Origin of the sequence: Mycoplasmopsis edwardii (genome assembly GCF_900476105.1) — a bacterium.
In the GTDB taxonomy this organism is placed as follows: Bacteria; Bacillota_I; Bacilli_A; order Mycoplasmatales; family Metamycoplasmataceae; genus Mycoplasmopsis; species Mycoplasmopsis edwardii.
The window spans coordinates 307,146-327,159 of record NZ_LS991951.1; the positions used below are offsets into that span (position 1 = coordinate 307,146).

Consider the following 20,014-nt stretch of genomic DNA (forward strand, 5'->3'; position numbering starts at 1 on the left):
TTACTTTTACAAGTCTGTTTTTTAATTATTTTAATTTTAAGTATGCTCTAGCTGGTACACCAATTTCATAAATGAATTTATCAGCAAACTCTGTCAAAAGAGTTTGAGTGATATCGCTTAGCTTTGGATTAATATATCTTTGAATAATTAAGAATTCTTGTTCAGAACTAATTGCGCGAGGAGTTACATTTGTTGCATTTAAAAAGTAAATAATTTCTGAATCAACATTAATTTTTCCATCAACTAAATAAAGTCTAAAGAGCATTTTATTAAACGCTACATAAACAGATTTATTACCATCTTTTTCAGATGTAAATGGTTTGGATACACCACTTGCTAAAGTAAAGACTTTAACGGTACTTGGGAATGTGATATGAGCATGTTGCACAGCTTTTTCATCTTGAATTTTAACAAGACCAATACTGTGTTTATAAAGAGGATTATAAGCTGCGTTTTCTGACTCAGGGTGTAAATATCATTTATTATTAGGTATTTGTGCTACGTTAAATAATTTTGCATTCGCAATTAATAATGCTCAATTTTTTTGAAGTAATTTTTGAAACTCTTTATTATATGAAGGTGAACTAATATCAAGTTTATTAAACTCATCTTTAAATTCACTTCATTTTAAGCCATTTTGGTTAACCGTTACATTAAAGTCTGTTATATCAAAAGCTTTTAAAACCATTTTAACATTTGTGTCTTGCTCAAGGTTTTCATCTTTTCCTTTTACTTCTTGTTTTTCATTAGAACAAGAAGTAACAAAAACAATAGGTGCAGCTACAAATGAACTTAGTGATCAAAGTAATTTTTTCATATTATTCCTTTACATTTACTAATGTATATCTAAATTCTTTTTTACCATATTCATCAGCAAAAATTGTTTTTCTAGTTACACTAGCTCTACGATAATTAGGGTCACCTCATTCTCTTGCTATTTCAATATATTTTTTAAGATCAAATTCTGCAAGTTTATCAGGACTTTTAATTAGTTTTGGGTATGAGTATAATCAACTATGTAAATTAGGTTTTAAGCTTGTTGAAATGGTATTCAATGTTTCATTACCAGCGACTTGGAATCATAAAATTCTTCCGTCTTTAGTTAACATAAAAATACGATCTTGGTATAGATATTCATCCACCTTATTTGGATCTTTTTCATCTTCGTCATCATAATCATCACTTTTTTCATAACTATATCTTTGGATAACAAAGTCGATGATCTCATTACTTTCAGGGTTATAAAAGTCATTAAATACTTTTTTGTTTGATTCAATTTCATCGATGATTTCCTTGTTTTCTAAAATATCAGTCGCAACGTCTGGGAATTGAATAAAAACAAATCTATCAAGATGGAATAAAAAGAATAATCAGTTTTCATTATAAAGTGTTTTTAATGTTTCACTACCTGAACTAACTAAATAGTTTTTAGTTGAAATGTACTTAAATGTTTTAAAATCAAAATATGATTCACCTTTATCGTATGGGAAAACAATATTGTTTGCATATCTTAAGGCTTCTTTAATTTCTTTGAAATATTCTTCACCAAGTGCTTTTTGCGATTTAATATATTTATCTTTTGTTTCTTTATCTTTAAAAACAGCATTTAATATTGCGTTGATGTGAGGTCTTTGTAAAAATAAATCTCATTTTTCATTAACGCTTTTATCTTTATAATCAACAACAGATTTTAAGCTTTCAAGTTGTTTATCCTTTGTTGAATAATCATTTAAATTGTGTGAACAAGAAACGACTAAAGCTAAAGGAATAGTTGCAGAAAATGTTAATAGTTTTTTAAAAAGTTTTTTCATAACGCTCCTTTATTTTAGTGTTGGGAAAACAAAAGATGGCGAACCATATTTTTGGTTTTTTACCATAACTTCTTCAAAGTCTTGTTTTCCTGTTTCATATCCATGTATAAATAATTGGTGCACAACCTCTGATATTAATGCAAGAGAAATTGTTATAGCACTTGAATGTGCAAAATATCAATTAAGTGGTCTAAATGAAATTTGAGGATCTCCATCTTTTCCTTTTAGGTTGCTAATTACAATTCTAAACACAAGTTTATTTTTCTTAACATAATAAACAGTTGCATCACCTAATTCTTGAGCCTCGTTACCTTCTCTAATTTCATCTAAATATGAATTGTCAAATTTAATCGCTTTATGACCTTCTTTGAATTGAACTTTTTGTTTATATTCTTCTGAAGTTGAGTAATTTTTCGACAAGTCTTTTGTAATATATTCAATAAAGTTAAATTGTAATTTATCTAAGTTAGTTAAGATAAAGTATCAGTTTTTATTGAAGAATTCATGTTGAGCGCTTGCGTATGTTTTTTTATCATCCGTTGTTTTAAAACCTTCAGAAATAACTTGGAATTCTTTGAGTATTTCATCAGCATCGTTTTTTTGTTGATTTACATATTCGACTATTTTGACATTATCATTTTTAAAAGTATCACTTAAGATTTTTTTAAGAATCTCTGATGTAGTTTTTTCTTTATTAGTTTCATTTACACTTTTAACAACATCTTCATCACCGATTAATGAATTAAGTTCGCCTTGCTTTTCATAATTTGCACAAGAAACACTAACAATAGGCATCATAGATAATGATGCAAAAATTCATTTAAGCTTATTTTTCATCTATGTAACCTCATGTGTATCTTTTTATTTCATTATCTGAATTTGCTTTATTAAACTCATTTGTTGCGTAATAAAATGAGTTCATATAACTATTTTCATTGTAAATTGTTAAGTAGTTTTTATCTCTAAATGAAGGTGTAAATCTGTTTTGAATATCTTCTTTACTATTTGTGATTTGATTTTGCTTTTCTTGTAATTTTGCTTTTAATTCTTCTAATGTTAAGTTTTTATATTCATTATCTTCATCTTCATCTTCTACATCGGTATTACTTGATTCATTAGATGAAGGATTTTCTTTGATTTTAATTCATTTTTCAATTTCTTTAATCTCTAACTCAATATCTTCAAGATCATTTAAGTTTTCTTGATAATCCAAAGTGAGTTTTAAAAAGTATTTTCTACCTTGCGAAATTAAGCTTGCTAAGCTTTTAGCAACTTCTTCAACATTACTTAATTGATTTTTAAAACTAAAAATATCACCTGTAACTAAAATTTGAGTTTCGTTATTAGCGATTTCATATAAGAAAAACGGTAATAATGCATAATTATTATTTTCACTCTTAAGAACTACAAATTGAATTCTTAAATTATTATATTCATCACTTTTAAGTCTTTCAATTATGTGAGATTTAGTGATTTGAATGATTGAATAATTTTCAAATGTTTTTAAAAGTCGTTTTTCTTTTTGAACTTTTTTAAAGATTTCTTGATCTGTAAGATCTTTTTTCTTTTCAATATTTCTATAATCTTTGAATAAACTATTTCAGTTATTAAAGATAAATGTGAAGTTTTTAATGTTTTCTAAGTATCATAATCATTTTTGAGATAAAGTTTCTTCAACTATGTATGATGATCTAATTGCTTGTTTTAAGGTGAACTCTGTAGCAACATTTCCGTCAGTTACCCTAGGTATAAATAAAGGTGCAAATGTTAAGGAAATATTAAGTTCATTATAGAATTTTTTATCAATTGATAATTGTTGGTTATAAAATTCATTTTCTGAATTTGAATTATTCTTAAAGAATGTTTGTGATGTAAATTCCTTTAGTATTGGGTTAACTTTATTATCTTCTCTTATTAAACTTGCATAAGGGCTTTTTGCTTCTTGACTTTCATGATAATTTTTAGATGTTGAGCAAGAAACTAAAACGCCTGAAGTTGTAACAAATGAAGCTAATAATAAACTAGTTTTTAATAACTTTTTCATAGAATAAATCTTCTAAACTCTTTTGTTTTGGTCCAGAATAAACGATGTGACCTTTGTGAATTAAAGTTAAAGAATCTACATATTTATCTATTTCACTTAAGATGTGTGAACTAATAAAAATTGTTTTACCTTGTTCATTAAGTTTTTTAAGTAATGAGAATAATTGATATCTACCAGTTGGATCTAAGTTTGCAGCTGGTTCATCTAAAATAATAATTTCCGGGTCATTTAAAAGAGCTTGAATTAATAATATTTTTTTCTTTTGACCTGAAGAAAAGTTGTATGGCTTTTTATTTTTTAAGTTTTCAATATCAAATTCTTTTAACATTTCATTAATCTTGTTTTCTAACTCTTTCTTGTTTTGTCCTGTTAAAAGCCCGAGATATTTTAAATACTCAAATACTGTGATTTCTTTTGGGAAAATTGCATTTTCAGGAATATATCCTAATGATGCTCTACTTTTTTCATTTTTGATGTTGTGACCATTTAAAATAATTTCACCATCATAGTTGATATATGAGCTAATAATACTTTTAATTGTAGTGGTTTTTCCTGCACCATTTTCACCAATAAATGCATGAAAAGAACCTTTTTGAACAGCAAAGTTTAAGTCAAAAATACCGGTTTGTTCTTTATTGTTTTTATATATTTTTGAGAGGTTTTTGATTTCTAAAATATTATTATTCATTATCTATAATCCTTTTTGTAGTATAGTTTGTTATTTAATAGAACAAAAACTGTTCCAAGTGCTATTCAAATTAAGAAGTAATAGTTTTTATCAACTGTTTGAGTTTTGTTTCTTGAAATTTGTCATACTTGATCAAGTGGCTGGAATAAATAGTTATCTGATTTTTGTAAGTCATATCTAATGATTACTTTTCTATCACTTTTATCTTCGTCTCTTTCGCTAGGAATAACTTGAATTTCTTGCTTTGCTGTATATGATCCATAACCACCAATGTTGTATCTGAAATCATCTATTAAAATGTTATATGAATGAGGATCTTCGTTTTGGTTGGCTACATTAAATAATAGTGCATCAGTTAAGTAAGAATTGTTATATGTTAAATAAATGTAATAAATAAATGCTGTAGCTAAATAAATTTTCTTTTCACTAAGAGTTTTAATTTTTTTACTTTCTAATGAGTCGAAGTTTAAAACTATTGAGTTAATGTCATGGACTCTTAAAAGTTCAAAGTTTTTATCTGCTAAAAATGTCTCTAATGTTCTAAAAATAATTGATTTAACTTCTTCTTTATTATCTTGATCAATTTCTTTTAAGTTTTCTTTAATACTTTTTACAATTTGGTGAGCATAATAAATGAAAATTTTGTTTTCTAAAAGTTCTTTAATGTAATCTCATTTAAGCTCACCAACCAAGTTGTCTGATGTTGAGTGAACAAATTTATCTTCTGGGAATTCAATTTTGAATGATTCAGCGTTTTCACGAGCATAAATAATATTTGTATTTAATAAGTTATCAATGTGTGAATATGACTTAAGTGAACCAGGAACTAAGTAAGCAACTTTATTAACTCTAGAATCAATAATATCAAGACCGTTTTGATCCTTTACATAGTTACCGTTATTATCCTGTTTTTTAATAACTTTATCAGTTACTTTATATTGTTTTAAAGCAACATTATTATTTAAATCATAGTTATATGTATATGTGTCATTATTTTTGTAATACAAGTAATTTTTTAAGTTATTTGAATTGTTTGAACCAAACGCATCAGAAATTGATTTGTTATCTAAATTAAAGTAATCAACAAATTGGTATGGTAATGATAAATATGAATAAACTTGTCAATATAAAGCTGAGTCTTTTGAAAATTCATATGCTTTAGATAAATATTTAATTTGATCATCTCTAAATTCATTTTTATTGTATCCGTTAGGAATTACATAAAAATTATCTTGATTATTATTTAAATAGAATTTTTCTAAGTTGGGAACATTGCCTGAAGTGTGGTTTGTGTAAGGTGCATTTAAATAATATGCAACATTATTACTTGTTGATGTGCTTCTTGTTGAAAGAATTGTTCCACCAATTACAAGAGGACTAAATACAACTAATGGAGCTGTAATAGCTACTTTAGCATTCATTTTGAATGCAATTAGTGAACTTAAGTTACCAAATAAAATATATGAAATAGCAACGACAGGAATAGTAACAAATGTTAATAATACAACGTTTAAATCGTTGATAACTAATAAAATAATTATGTTTGAAATAGCCATAACAAATGATCAATAAATTGCAAATAAAGTATTTGTTAAAGTTTTACCTCAAATAATCTTTTTCCTTGAAATCGGTTTTGATAAAGTAAGAAGTTCAATTCCTTCTTCTTCAAAGTCTTTATATATATTAATAGACTTTATTGAAGCAAATAAAACTGTTAATAATGCTTCAATAAAAATAAATACATAAAACACTAATGGTTTTACTTTTTCTTCTAAATTAACAACACCTAAAGTTATTGCTAAAATAATTGAAACTACAAATCATAAAATCGGGATTATGATTGTGTTTTTCTTTTTTAATATAAGTTTATGTATAAAAAATACATAATTAAAAAATGCTTTCATTTTACTCCTTTTTTAATATATTACTCAATAGTAATATATATTATATATGATAATTATAAAACAATAATCAAAAAGTAGAAAATAAGTATATTTTTATTTATTTTAAAGAAATATTAAAGTCAATTCAATAGACATTTTGAATAATTAATTTCATCATTTTTAACAAATAAGATTACTATATAGTAATTTTTAATCTAGTATAATATAAATATAGGTATGTTAACTTAATTAACACTTATTTTGAAAGGTGTAAACATGAGAAAAAAACTAATGTTTAGTATGTTATCTGCTATGTCGATAACATCATTTGCAAGCTTAATTGCTTGTTCCCCAAATAAAGAAGCTCCAAAGCAACCTGAAAAAAATGAACCTGAAACAGGAACTCAACCAATTGAAACCCCTCAACCGATTGCAAAAAGCTCTCTTTCATACGAAGAAGCAAAGAGATATGTAGCAAGTAAACAATTTAATGAATTATTTAAAGTTGAAGGTGAAAGAATTTTTGAAGATAACTATAAAACCACCTATACAAAAAATGATTTTGCTTCAAAAGCTGCATCTGGTGAAATTTCAGTAACTTATAAAGGTGAAACAAACCTTAATTTATCATTACTAAATGCAATTCCAAGCAAAAGTGAAAATAAAGTAACTTTAATTTTTTCATATGATACAGATGTTGAAAAATTAATTTCTTATGATATTGACGGTTTTAAAGAGGACTTATCAGAAAGATTTAATTCTAATAGTGATGAAAACAAAATTGATGTAAGAAAATACGTTAATGATACTCAAGAAGATCGTTATAAAGTCGATGCTAAAAACTATTATGAAGGCTTAGTTAATAACTCAACACGTCGTGATTTAGGTGCTACTGAAGCTAAAATAAATGAATTTAATGCAAAAGCTGAAAAATTACATTTACCAAATTATGATATGTCAAACTTAATGGGTATGACAATTCCAAAATATGATGCAAGTGGTAACATGGTTGGTTTAGACATGAAGCTATCAGAGACTGGAAAAGCTCCTTCATGAGTTGACAATTACAATAAAGATGCTCCAAAAAATAGAGGTTTAGCTAGAACGATCACAAACGAAACATATGCAAATATTGCAATGCAAACTTTCAATTTCAATATTTCTAATTACCATATTTCCAAAGATGAATCAATTAGAAATCAAGTCACAGAAGCACTAAAAAACGATGAAGATGTTTCTATATTAATTAATATGATTAATACTGAGTCTAAGAAAAATGAATTATTAGATAAGTACAATAAAACTAAAACTAATCCTCCTGTTGTTAAACAAATTTTAGATCAAGCTTGAAAAGCACTAGTTGAAGAAAATGGTGGTGACGAAGAAAAAGCTGCAGTGTTTTACACAAGATATATTAGACAACAACAACAAAAAATAATTGATAGAACTGCAAATATTAATTTAACTGAAAAAACTAGAGCAAGATTAATTAAAAAAATAAAAGATACTACAGACTTTTATGAATTAGAACGTTATGGAAAATCAGAAAGTGGAGCCTCTGGTACTGCGTGAATTATGGACTACGAATTAACAAGTAATGGTAAATATCCAATGAAATGATATTTTGCAACTAACTTACATGTTTTAGATGGTATTGACAATGAAAACTTAACTGGTTTTAGTTTAGCAAGACTTGGTAAAGACACCCCATCAATTTTTAGTACATTAGGAACTGTTGGTAAAGATGATAAATTTAAAGCATTTAATACTCAACATACAGAATCACTTACAAGAATTTTCGATGGTAGAGATTACTTAACCGCTGATCCAGTTAACTTCATGGCAGATAAACAATTTAATAAAAAAGAATATATTGATATTGCAATTTTCGAAGTTGATTTCTCAAAAACAGAGTTCACTGAAGAACAAGTTAAAGAATTAACAAATGATTATGCAAACCTTGCTCCTGAAAAGAAAGCACAATTTGCTGATTATGATTATTTAACTAACTATGAAAAAATTAATCATCCACTTCGTGCTAATGTGGATACAAGTTCATTAGATAGTTTATATATTCTAGGATTCCCTAAAACACAAACAAATACTTTTAGAGATTACTACTTAAAAGAATATGAAGATGCTGATTTAATTAAAAGTGGAAAATGAACATTCTCATTATGAACAAACGCTTCATACCACTGATATGGATTACCTGCTCCATCTGATGATAAAAACAGAAAACTTGCAGAAGAAGGATATGGATTATCATACAATATTGGTTATAGAACATTTACAAACAAACCTGGTATAACAGATCAATTCTTAACATTCCCAGTTACAGGTAAAGCTCCTTATGTGTCTAATGATGATGGTAAAGAATATGTATCAATGAACCTTGGCTACTTACCAAGAAGATATATTCCTGGTGGAGGTGCTTCAGGTTCATCTGTAAGAACTAAAGATAATAAAGTTGTTGCTATTTTCCATACTGCAAACGAATTTGCTTCAACAGGTATTGCTGCTGCTTTAAGATCAAGTGGATTTGATTATCAAGGTCTATATGGTGGATACAACTTACCACAATATGATGTTATTTATGGAACAGGAAAAGATCAAAAGAATTCATATCGTCACGAAATGCTTAGAAGAAATAAAGGCAGAACATGATTATTTAAAGATGGATTTGCAGAATCTAATGTTCCAAATAAATTTAAATTCAATAAATAATTTATTAAAAAATATGGTGATATAAACAGGGAAAATTTTTTCGGACACTTTAATTCTATTCAGATTCAATTCTTGGATTTAACCAAAAATTGAATCTGAATAGGATTTTGTTTTTACAATTTTATTCTTTTATAATTATATCAATTTACAAATTCGCTAATTTTGTATGATAATTCATCAAAATTCATTTGACGACACTTCATAGAAAAGTCAGGAAAAATTTCGCTTTTAAGTATCGAGAAAAAATACTCAATTTCACGATTATCTAAACTATTTCCAATTCTTGACATTGATATCTTTCCATTTAAAGATTTGATTTTATTGATATAGTCTATTGATGAATATGCAGAACCATGATCTGAATGTAAAATAAAATTATTTTTAAATTTTGTATTTTTAATATTATTTAAAACTAATTCAGTATCATTATTTAATGATATTTCATATGTTACAAATTTTGTTTTATGATCAATTATAGCTGATAAATAAATATGATTTTGATTAATGTCTTTTGGAGCTGGTATATAAGTTACATCGGTTGCGTAAATTATGTTATTTTTTGAATTATAATCTCTTTGAACCAAATCCGCAAACTTAACATTAGTATTTTTATGTTCTTTTTGTCTCTTTTTTCTACGTACAAAAGTGAATAAATTTAATCTTTTCATATAGTTACCAAGGGTTCTTGGGTTCACTTTAATGTTATAAGTTAAAAATAAATATTTGGATAATCTTCTTCTACCATATCTCATTTTGTTATCAGCAAAACTTTGACGAATGACTTCTTCGTGTTTAATATATTCTTGTTTTTCAATTTTTTTAACTTTTAACTTTTCATAATATGTTGATCTGGATATTAATAGAATCTTTGATTTATTACTTGATGAAAGCTTTTCAATTTCTTTAATATTTTTAATATCAACATCAATGTTATTTTCATTAAAAATTCTATAGTAGTATTTTATAACCGCATCTTTTTCATCATCTTTTAAGGTATCAATTCACGTATAGTCAAGAACTTTCCTTTTCTTTCTACCTACACCTTTGCCTTTTTTACTTGATTTACCAGTTTTAGATTGAATATTCATGTTCAAATTATACATTTTTCTTTTTCTCAACATTCATTCTAATGATTTGTTATTTCAATAATTTTGTCTAATTGAAAAAGAGATTTGTTCGAACTCAAATTTACTAATCTTGCGACTTTTGAAGTCATCATATGCGTTAAAGATTTTTATTCATTCTTCTTTTTTTAAATGTCTCATAAATATTCTCCTTTTAAATTTGTGAAAAAATCACCCGAAAGTGTCCGGATGATTTTTCCCAGTCTAATAAGCACCATATTTTTTAATAGATTTCAAATTCATCTTCAGGGTTATTGTATCTAACGTTAAATCCACTGTTTTTAAGTGTGTTGTATAGTTCCACTGCTCCGTCTGTTACAATGATTTCAGTTGAACTCTTAGAAAAGTTTCCATCTGAATAAGCCATAAGTGTACCTAAATGTCTTAAACCATTATAGTTAAGTGTTTGTACATTATTTGTCGGCTTAATTTTAATTTTGTTAGTTCTGTCTCTGTTGCTGAATATAATTTTTGATCTTGGGTAATTATTGTTTTTAACAATTACATCATCGAATTGAGCTTCATTTAAATCAGCTGTAGTTACTTCTCAAGTATCTGAGTCATTGAAAAGTTTAATTTTATTTAATTTTCTTGTATTTGATGGGTTTTTAATATCATAAAATACAAGACCTCTTAATGTTTTAATTGTTGGAATTCTAGAAAAATCAAGTCCCATAGGGTATGAGTTTCCGTTTGAATTTCTATCTGGTGTTAATCCAGGACCAAAACCACCTTGGAAAATACGTTCATTATTTCTTACTCAATAAGCCATTCTAAGACCGTTGTTAATTGTTGTTCAATCACCTTCTCTTGTGTAGTCTTCTGGATCAAAAGCAAGATTATCAAATGTTATACGTGAGTAAATTGTATCATTTGGATTATATGAAGATGATACGTTATAGTCAGCCATATTTACTCAAGCAACTTTATTTAATGCTCATGGGTTAATTGCTCAGTCATCTGCTAAAGTATTAACTTTGTTATTTGAAATCATTGATAATTCATCAATTTCTTTATTTTTAATGTACTTAAGTGCCGAAGTATTTTTTGACTCAAAGAATAATTCTAATAATGGTAGTTTGTTTGGTAATGCGGCAAATATTTTTGCCATATTTTGATCGCTACCTCTTTTACCGATATTAGTAATTCTATATCCAGTAATATCTACATTTCTCTCTTTAAGGTCTTTAATTAATTTTTCTGCTTTATCATATGCATTTTTTTGAAGAACATCAATCGTAACAACAACACCTTTTGTTCTATTAACACCTTCAATTTCTTCTTTACGTGTGTATTCTTTAATGGTGATTCCGCCGCCAGTAACATCGAATCCTCTACTTGCATATTCTGAAGTAACATCTCTATCATTTCAGTTATGGAATTTACCTTTTAAGATATCATCACCACTACGTCAGTAGTAATTATTGTTTCCAAATACACGTTTTTCTTTATTGTTTCTAGTCATTTCACCAGTAACTTTATTTACAGCTGGTTCAAAAGTTCTAGACATTCATTCACCTTGTGAGTTAACGTAAACATCACCACCATAAGTAGGTATTGTTTCACCTTTTGCAAGAGCATCTAAAACTTGTTTACTTAATTTAGTAATTTTATCTGGGTCAATATTCATTAAAAGAAGCATTTTACCAAGAGGCCTTGTTTCAGTTCCCATTCTTCTTGGTCATGAAATTGTTTCTTCCATATCTCATCATTTGTCAAGATTCTCAAGGCCCTTTGCATTAAGATATTGTTTAATGTTATCTTTTGAACTTAATAATTCATGATATCTAGCTCATAAGTTACCAAAGTGATCCGGAGCATTTCCGTCCGCATTAATGTAAGCTTGTTTTTCTTCAATAGTTTTATTATCATTGCTTAATGCTGCACCATAACCATAGTCATTGTTAAAGTGTGCACCAATTTCTTTAGCTTTTGTAGTTGCTCTACCTAAGGTTTTCTTAATATTAGCAGCACTTGCTCCGTTTGAAACATTTGTTACGTCAGGAGTTACTTCAGCAATATACGGAATACGGTTTGTGATTCCTTTATCAATATCTGAAACATCATATTCTCTATCTGGAATAACTTCTAAATCAGCTTCAAACTCAATATCACCATGTTTAATTTTCTTTTTAATTTTTAAAGGTTTTTTAGGTTCGTCTTTAGGAGGAATAATAGGAACCGGTTGAGGTTCAGGTACAGGTTGTGGCTTTGGTTCTGGAATAGGTTCAGGTTCAGGTATTGGTTGAGGTTTAGGTTTCTCAGGATTTTTAATTATTGGATCAACTAAAACTTTTGGTGGTTCCACAATTGGTTTAGGATCTGGCTGAACGATCTTTTTCTCTTTTTTAGGTAAGTTGTAGTCAAAGGCGCTTACTTTTGACTTACTTAAATCAACATCCTCATTTTGAATGTTTGGTTTTGCATTATTATCAATTACGAATTTAAATTTCTTTTGCTCTGGTGTTGTTGTATAAACAATTGTTGATAAAGCAGCTGTTGATGTTAAACCAACACCCGAAATTAACAAAATCAATTTAGCTTTTTTAGGCATCATATTAGACCTCCGATCAATAAGACTTAATATGTATACCTATATTATACCTTTTTTGTCAAAAAAAGTTGCGTATATATTAATTTAGATTAATATATAAAAAAATCACACAAATGTGCGACTTTGTTATTGTTCATCTTCTCACTCGAATTCGAATCCATAGATAGAAACAGTATCACCTCTTTGGATATCTTGTCTAATTAATTCTTCTCATACCCCAATTTTCTTTAAGATATTATTAAAACGAACTAAATTATCATATGTATTAATAGGGATTTTGTGATAAAGTTCTTCAACTTTTTTACCTGTAACTTCAAAGTGACCTTTATATGGTGATGAAACTACATAATCAGGTTCAAATTCAATAACTTTAACTTCTTCTTCATCATTTTCTACTGTTGCGTATTGATTTTTTTCAATTAAATTTCATAATTTTGCTTTAACTAAATCAAGATTTTCTCTAAAGATTGCTGAAATTTCAACAACTTCAACATCGGGAAATTCTTTTTTAAATTTCTTAATGTTATCTTTGAAAACATCCATATCTGATTTGTTAGCAATAACTAATTGCGGTTTGCTTTCAAGTTTTAAATTGTAACTTTTCAACTCATTATTAATGACTTTAAAATCTTCAATTGGATCTTTATCTTCTGAACCAAAATCAACAATATGAGCAATTATTCTACAACGTTCAATGTGTTTTAAGAATTGAATTCCTAACCCTTTTCCTAATGATGCACCTTTTATTAAACCAGGTAAATCAGCTACAGTAAATGAATTTTCATGGAACTGCACCATACCAAGTTGTGGAACTAATGTTGTGAATTCATAATCTGCAACTTTAGCATTTGCATTAGAAACTGCATTTAAGAATGTTGATTTTCCAGCTGATGGTTTTCCAACAACCCCAACATCTGAAAGGATTTTAAGAACAATTTTTGCCTCATATTTTTCGCCAGGCATACCATTTTCTGCAATTTTAGGCGCTGTATTTTTGGTTGTTTTGAATTTATTATTACCACGACCACCTTTACCACCGCTTGCAATTAAGTAAGGAACATCTGGCTCGATAATATCGGCAACTAATTTTTTACCATTGTAAACAAGTGTACCAATTGGAACTTTAATGTAAGTATCTTCGGCGTTTGCACCATATAAGTTTTTAGGACCACCATTAACCCCGTCTTTAGCTACAATGTGTTTATTTTTGTAAAAGCTTAATAAAGTATTTTTTCCTAAGTCACCAACAAAGTAGATGTGTCCTCCACGACCACCATCTCCACCGTCTGGCCCACCTTTATCAACGTGTGCTTCACGTCTAAAAGAAATCATTCCATTTCCACCCTTACCAGCTTGAACTGAAATAGTGATTTCATCAATAAATCTTGCCATAATTCCTCCTTAATAAAGTATATTCATAATATTACCATATTTTCTTATCTTTTAAAGTTAAAAACACTTATCTAAGTGCAATTAAAGATAACAATGTTTAAGATATTAAAAAATTAATATATAATTAAATAACTATGTATAATCACAAAAAAGTTGAACAAAAATGACAAAAAATTTGAGAAGAAACTCACGCATTTAAAACTACAGATAACAAAGATAAAAAATTCTATGCTTTAGATATGTTTCCGTACCCTTCTGCATCAGGATTACATGTTGGGCACCCTGAAGGATATACAGCAACAGATATTGTTTCTAGATTTAAACGTTTAAATGGATTTGATGTTTTACACCCAATTGGATGAGATGCATTTGGCCTACCTGCTGAGCAATATGCTTTAAAAACAGGTAACCATCCCGCTCCATTTACTCAAGCAAACATAAAAACATTTAAAAAACAATTAAAAAGTTTAGGTATGTCTTTTGATTGAGACAAAGAAGTAGATACAACTGATCCAAAGTTTTACAAATGAACTCAATGAATTTTTAAAAAACTTTATGAACATGGATTAGCAGAAATAAAAGAAATTGATGTTAATTGATGTGAAGGTTTAGGGACTGTATTAGCTAATGAAGAAGTTATCACTGATGAAAATGGAAATAGAGTTAGTGAAAGAGGTAATTTCCCTGTTGTTAGAAAACCAATGAAACAATGAGTTCTTAAAATAACTGCTTATGCTGAAAAATTATTAGAAGGACTTAAAGATGTTGAGTTTTCTGAATCATTAAAAACATTACAAGAAAATTGAATTGGTAAATCTGAAGGTCATGTAGTTAAATTCCAAATCGAAAATTCTGATAACTTTATTGAAGTATTTTCAACAAGAATTGATACATTATTTGGTGTAAGTTTCTTAGTTCTTGCTCCAGAGCATGAATTATTATCAAATATTAAAAGTGATCAAAATCTTGTAGAGTTTTTAGAATACTCAAAAACCTTAAGTGATCGTGACCGTATTTCGAATAATAAAGAAAAAATTGGTACATATACAGGTGTAAATGTAATTCACCCAATTACTAAAAAAGTTTTACCAGTTTGAACTTCAAATTATGTTTTAAATACATATGGAACAGGTGCTATCATGGCTGTTCCTGCTGAAGATGAACGTGATAAAGACTTTGCCATAAGATACAATTTACCAATTTTAGAAATCATTAAAGATAACCAACTAATTAATTCTGGTGATTTCGATGGTTTAGAGCCCTCTAAAGCTAAAAAAGCTATTTATGAAGTTTTAGCCGATAAAGACCTTGCAAAAAGCGAAATATCATACAAAATTAGAGACTGAATTTTTTCAAGACAAAGATACTGAGGGGAGCCATTCCCGGTTTACTTTGATGAACAAGACAATATTTATATTGAAGAAAACATTGTTGAATTGCCTTACATGGAAAACATCAAACCTTCATCAACTGGTGAATCACCACTAGCTAATAATAAAGAATGATTATACTTTGAAAAAGATGGTAAAAGATATAAAAGAGAAACTAACACTATGCCACAATGAGCAGGTAGTTCTTGATATTTCTTAGCTTACATCATTAAAAATGCTGATGGAACTTATTTAGATTTAGATAGTAAAGAAGCATATCAAAGATTCCAAAAATGACTTCCTGTTGACTTATACATAGGAGGTCAAGAACATGCTGTTGGACACTTAATTTACTCAAGATTCTGACATAAATTTTTATACGATATTAATGTATTACCTGTTTCAGAGCCGTTTATCAAAGTAGTTAACCAAGGTATGATTTTAGGGCCTGATGGTCAAAAAATGTCTAAGAGCCGTGGAAATGTAATTAACCCTGATGAAATTGTTGAAGAATATGGTGCTGATACATTAAGAGTTTATGAAATGTTTATGGGACCTTTAACTGATACTAAAGAATGAAGTGTTGATTCAATTCGTGGAATTAGAAAATGATTAGATAGAGTTGAAGTTATTATTTCTAAATTTACAAACGATTCTAGTTTAATTGATCCTAACTTTAAAGATTCAGAATTTAACTCATTATGACAAAGCACAATTAAAGATTTTACAAACGCTATTGAAACACTTAAATTTAATATTGCAATTAGTAAATTAATGGTCTTTATTAACGGGTTATACAAAGTTGAAAAATTATCATCAACTAAACCTTTAATTGACTTTGCAATTATGCTTTCTACACTAGCTCCACATCTTGCAGAAGAGTTATTGGAAGCGCTAAAAGAAAAACAAATTAAAGATCAAAGCTGACCTGTAGTTGATGAAAAATTAATACAAAATACAGTGATTAAACTTGTTGTGCAAGTTAATGGTAAGGTGCGTGCAGTTATTGAAAAAGAGGGTGACTTAAGCGAAGATGAAATCTTTGCATTAGCATTAGCTCAACCAAATGTTCAAAAGTTTATTGATGGAAATGAAATTAAGCGTAAACAATACATTAAAGACAAAATAATTATCTTTAATGTTTAATAATGAATAAAAAATAATTCCACTTACACGGAATTATTTTTTATTCAACAAAATTGCTATTTAGTGAATTTAGAATTTTTTTGATTTCATCAATTTCGTTATCTTTTGATAAATCAATGAAGTGTGCTTCTAAAATGACTTTTTCATCTACTTCAGGATGCATATATTTTAAAGGAAATTCGTTTGCATTTGAACATGGGAAAAGCAAGACAACTTTTTCAGCATTATACTTAATTAAATATAAATACATTTGATAAATATCGTCTTTATGTATTTCATTTCTTTTAGAAACATTTTTTCACTTTGTATCTAAAACAAAGACTGTTTTACTTTCGGTGTCAGTAATTACAATATCTGGTTTAAGAGTATAACTATTTTTGAATAATTTTTTACTCTTGTCTTGTAAACTAACTTTAAATTTATTTGTTTTAAAGGCCATTTTTTTGAATAAATTACCAATATAGTTTTCAAACAAGTCATCCATTTTAAAGAATAGAGCTTTTGTATTATTTTTACCACTAAAATTAACAAAGCTTTGATTCTTTAAAAAATCATTGATCATTCAATAGTTTCTTTGTAATATAAATTTAATCTTGTAAAGATAATTTTCTTATAATCTTTTTCGAAGTTTTTGGACACTTTAACATCTTTAAATATCTTGAGCAAAGTGTTTATATCATTTTTGTTAACAATGCTTGTAGTAATATTTTTTAGCTTTAATAAAGTGGCTTTTATGATCATGTTTTTAGGGTTATTTAAATCATACTCATCATAGCTAACAAAAAAACGTTTTGCTAAAGCATAGTTATTAATAATATGTTCTTTAAGCAGTAACTTGCCTTTTAAGAATGTCTCATTGGATTTTATTTCAATATAGTTACGCTTAATACCTTTTTTAATTATATCTTTAATTCCATCTAAATATTTGCTGATGAATGTTTCGTAAATACTCATTTTTTCAGTCTTTTGACTAGATTTACTTAAAGAAATAGATTTAGAATCAATTACTTGATTAAGCATTTTTTCGAATATTAATTTAGCCTTATTATCATCAATATCATTATACCCATATAATTTTGGTAAGATTTCAATTCTTAAACCATTTTGAAGTTGAACCATACCTACATAATTAAAGATTCTAACATTTTCACCACCAGTTTTATTGTATTCGATCCTCATAAAGTTTTTTAAATCAGGAAAGTGTTTATAATTATCATCACTTTCAATATTTTTAACAAAGTCCTTAAAGCTTTCAAATAATTTATCACCATCATTACCTAAATTTTGAATAAAGAAATTTTTGGTTACTTTTTGATGTTCAATAAGTTTGATTGTTTTATTTTTTATCATAAATTTTTTGGTAGTTTCCTGGATTTTGTAATGCATTTATATTGATACTGTAGCTATATTCATTCACGATATCAACATTATCATCATACATTGCAAGAGAGTCTTTATTAATTTTAGTTTTAGTAATAAAGTTATTGTCCTTGTTTTGGTTTTTATCACTATTAGAAAGTATTGTCATTATTTTTTCATAATCACCATAAAAAATCTCTTCTAAAAGTGGAATAATATTGTTTTCAAAAACAGAAACTAATTTTTGGAATTTTACATCTTCGCTTTCATCAGAATTAATTAATTCGATAAAGTATGAATGACCAATAATTTGATCTTTTTCACTAAATGCTTCAATTCTTTTATTAATAATTTCTAATAATTTACTTAAATCAATGTTTTTAATCTTTGAATTTTTAAGTATTTCATAATCAGGATGCTTTTCAATAAATTTAAAACGTCTCCTCATTGCAGTATCCATTGAAGTAATAGATTTATCTGCTGTGTTCATTGTACCGATAATATATAAGTTATTTGGGATATACATTTCTTCGCCAGAATGAGTTAACTTAATTTTATTATCTTTACCTCTTTTTGACTCTTCAACAAGAGTGATAAGTTCCCCAAATATTTTTGAAATATTACCTCTATTTATTTCATCGATAATTAAAACATAATTGTTATTTGGGTCCTGGATTGCTAGATCATTTATTTGCTTAAAAATACCAGGTTCTATTTCATATTTTGTTTCTCCACCATTTGTTTTAACTGTTAAACCTTCAATAAAATTTTCATATCCATATGCTTGGTTAAATGTTATTTTTCAAATATTTTCATCTTTTTTAGCTATTTCTTTAGCCTTTAAATTTGCTGCATAAGTTTTGCCTGTACCAGGCACACCATAATAAATTGTATTTAAGTGTTGAATTTGTTTAGCTTCTTTTTTGGTATTATTTGCATTTTGGTTTTGTTGTTTTTGTTTATTTTCCTTTTGATTTGCTGAAGATTCTTGTTTTTGTTGATTTTGCCTTCTTTTTGCTCTAGGGTCTTCAACTTTAATACCTTTTGAAATCTCGAATAAACTTGTGAACGGAAGTTCTTGTTTTTCGATTTTTTCTTTAACAAATTTACAAATTTCAAAGTATTCACCAAAATCAATATTTTTGCTTTCACCATTTAGACCATCTGCATATTTTTTGATTCTCTTGTATATTTCATGGTTTAAACCAATTTTTTTGTTTAATAATTCTAATGCTCAATCATCGATTGCTAAGAATATTTCGTCATTTATTCATGACAATCCAACTGTTATTTTAACTTTTTGAACTTTTATTTTATGTATTTTATCTAGTTGATTTTTTAAAGACTCAATTAAAATTTGGTCGTCATTTGAATAACTTAAATTAATAGCAATTTCGAATGTGTCTCATAAATCATTGATTCATTTAGTTTTTTCATTTTTTCCTGCTGAAAAGAATTTTTTACCTCTTCGATTTCACTCTCTTATAGGTATTATTTTATTCAAATTAGAAAGTGAATTTTTTTGAATCATGAATTCATCTCTAACTTTTTTAAGCATTTGGTCAAAATCATTAGTTTCATAAATTCTTCCAAACAAGTGAGAAAGTCAAGTAAATGGATCAATATCATCAAATTGGCTTTTTTTAATTAATCCAATTTTCATTGATTTAGAAATTAAATCAGAACGGTTATTTTTGTATGTTAATATTTTCGAACATAACTCTGACATAAAAATTTTAGCCATATCTTTATCTTTTTTATTTAATAAAAATTTTGATTTCATAAATCTCCTTTTTTATTATTCTATAATAAAAAAATAAGAAAGTTAAAAAATACAGTTTTCTTGTACTATAATGTGGATACTTTTTCATATTTGTTATTTTTAAAAAAATAACAACCGTTTAATAACGATTGTT

At 27.1% G+C, this 20,014-nt stretch carries 14 protein-coding genes; 2 read left to right on the plus strand and 12 right to left on the minus strand.

Features of this window, described 5'->3' with window-relative positions:
- Positions 1-25: 25 nt before the first annotated feature.
- The 6 genes from D2846_RS01485 to D2846_RS01510 are packed head-to-tail and all read right to left on the minus strand — an operon-like array spanning position 26 to position 6,447.
- Complete coding sequence (locus D2846_RS01485; RefSeq protein WP_117275153.1) at positions 26-817, minus strand: hypothetical protein; 792 nt, start codon at positions 815-817, stop codon at positions 26-28.
- A gap of 1 nt (position 818) precedes the next feature.
- On the minus strand, positions 819-1,811 hold the full coding sequence (locus D2846_RS01490) for an aromatic motif membrane protein (protein ID WP_117275155.1): 993 nt from the start codon (positions 1,809-1,811) through the stop codon (positions 819-821).
- A 9-nt stretch (positions 1,812-1,820) separates the two neighbouring features.
- Positions 1,821-2,648 carry an aromatic motif membrane protein gene (locus D2846_RS01495; protein WP_117275157.1) on the minus strand — a complete coding sequence of 276 codons (828 nt, stop codon included), beginning with the start codon at positions 2,646-2,648 and terminating at the stop codon, positions 1,821-1,823.
- Entirely contained in the window at positions 2,638-3,855 is a 1,218-nt protein-coding gene (locus tag D2846_RS01500) for an aromatic motif membrane protein (RefSeq protein ID WP_117275159.1), read from the minus strand. Before D2846_RS01500 ends, D2846_RS01495 begins: the two co-directional genes overlap by 11 nt.
- Positions 3,833-4,543 carry an ABC transporter ATP-binding protein gene (locus D2846_RS01505; protein ID WP_117275161.1) on the minus strand — a complete coding sequence of 237 codons (711 nt, stop codon included), beginning with the start codon at positions 4,541-4,543 and terminating at the stop codon, positions 3,833-3,835. Before D2846_RS01505 ends, D2846_RS01500 begins: the two co-directional genes overlap by 23 nt.
- Positions 4,543-6,447, minus strand: coding sequence for an ABC transporter permease (locus D2846_RS01510; protein ID WP_117275163.1), 1,905 nt, complete (start codon positions 6,445-6,447; stop codon positions 4,543-4,545). Before D2846_RS01510 ends, D2846_RS01505 begins: the two co-directional genes overlap by 1 nt.
- A 255-nt stretch (positions 6,448-6,702) precedes the next feature.
- On the opposite strand from D2846_RS01510, the gene mip reads away from it, so the two are divergent.
- Positions 6,703-9,153: an Ig-specific serine endopeptidase MIP gene (gene mip / locus D2846_RS01515; RefSeq protein ID WP_117275165.1), complete on the plus strand. Its 2,451-nt coding sequence runs from the start codon at positions 6,703-6,705 to the stop codon at positions 9,151-9,153.
- Between the two features lie 113 nt (positions 9,154-9,266).
- Here the strand turns inward: mip and D2846_RS01520 are convergent, their stop codons facing one another.
- From D2846_RS01520 to obgE, 3 genes are all read right to left on the minus strand, one after another.
- The gene (locus tag D2846_RS01520) at positions 9,267-10,418 is read right to left on the minus strand and encodes an IS3 family transposase (RefSeq protein ID WP_117275167.1); all 1,152 of its coding nucleotides are present in this window, start codon (positions 10,416-10,418) and stop codon (positions 9,267-9,269) included.
- Positions 10,419-10,500: 82 nt separating this feature from the next.
- Complete coding sequence (locus tag D2846_RS01525) at positions 10,501-12,834, minus strand: putative immunoglobulin-blocking virulence protein (protein WP_117275170.1); 2,334 nt, start codon at positions 12,832-12,834, stop codon at positions 10,501-10,503.
- A gap of 123 nt (positions 12,835-12,957) precedes the next feature.
- Positions 12,958-14,223: a GTPase ObgE gene (gene obgE / locus D2846_RS01530; protein ID WP_117275172.1), complete on the minus strand. Its 1,266-nt coding sequence runs from the start codon at positions 14,221-14,223 to the stop codon at positions 12,958-12,960.
- A gap of 134 nt (positions 14,224-14,357) precedes the next feature.
- On the opposite strand from obgE, the gene leuS reads away from it, so the two are divergent.
- Positions 14,358-16,739 (plus strand): leucine--tRNA ligase, encoded by a 2,382-nt coding sequence (gene leuS / locus D2846_RS01535; RefSeq protein ID WP_117275174.1) that lies wholly within the window; start codon positions 14,358-14,360, stop codon positions 16,737-16,739.
- Between the two features lie 40 nt (positions 16,740-16,779).
- Here leuS and D2846_RS03645 read toward each other — a convergent pair whose 3' ends face one another.
- The 3 genes from D2846_RS03645 to D2846_RS01550 are packed head-to-tail and all read right to left on the minus strand — an operon-like array spanning position 16,780 to position 19,881.
- Entirely contained in the window at positions 16,780-17,301 is a 522-nt protein-coding gene (locus D2846_RS03645) for a 5-methylcytosine restriction system specificity protein McrC (RefSeq protein ID WP_117275176.1), read from the minus strand.
- Positions 17,283-18,089, minus strand: coding sequence for a 5-methylcytosine restriction system specificity protein McrC (locus D2846_RS03650; RefSeq protein ID WP_170128417.1), 807 nt, complete (start codon positions 18,087-18,089; stop codon positions 17,283-17,285). The genes D2846_RS03645 and D2846_RS03650 overlap by 19 nt, the downstream gene beginning before the upstream one ends.
- Entirely contained in the window at positions 18,076-19,881 is a 1,806-nt protein-coding gene (locus tag D2846_RS01550) for an McrB family protein (RefSeq protein ID WP_117275180.1), read from the minus strand. Before D2846_RS01550 ends, D2846_RS03650 begins: the two co-directional genes overlap by 14 nt.
- Positions 19,882-20,014 lie beyond the last annotated feature (133 nt).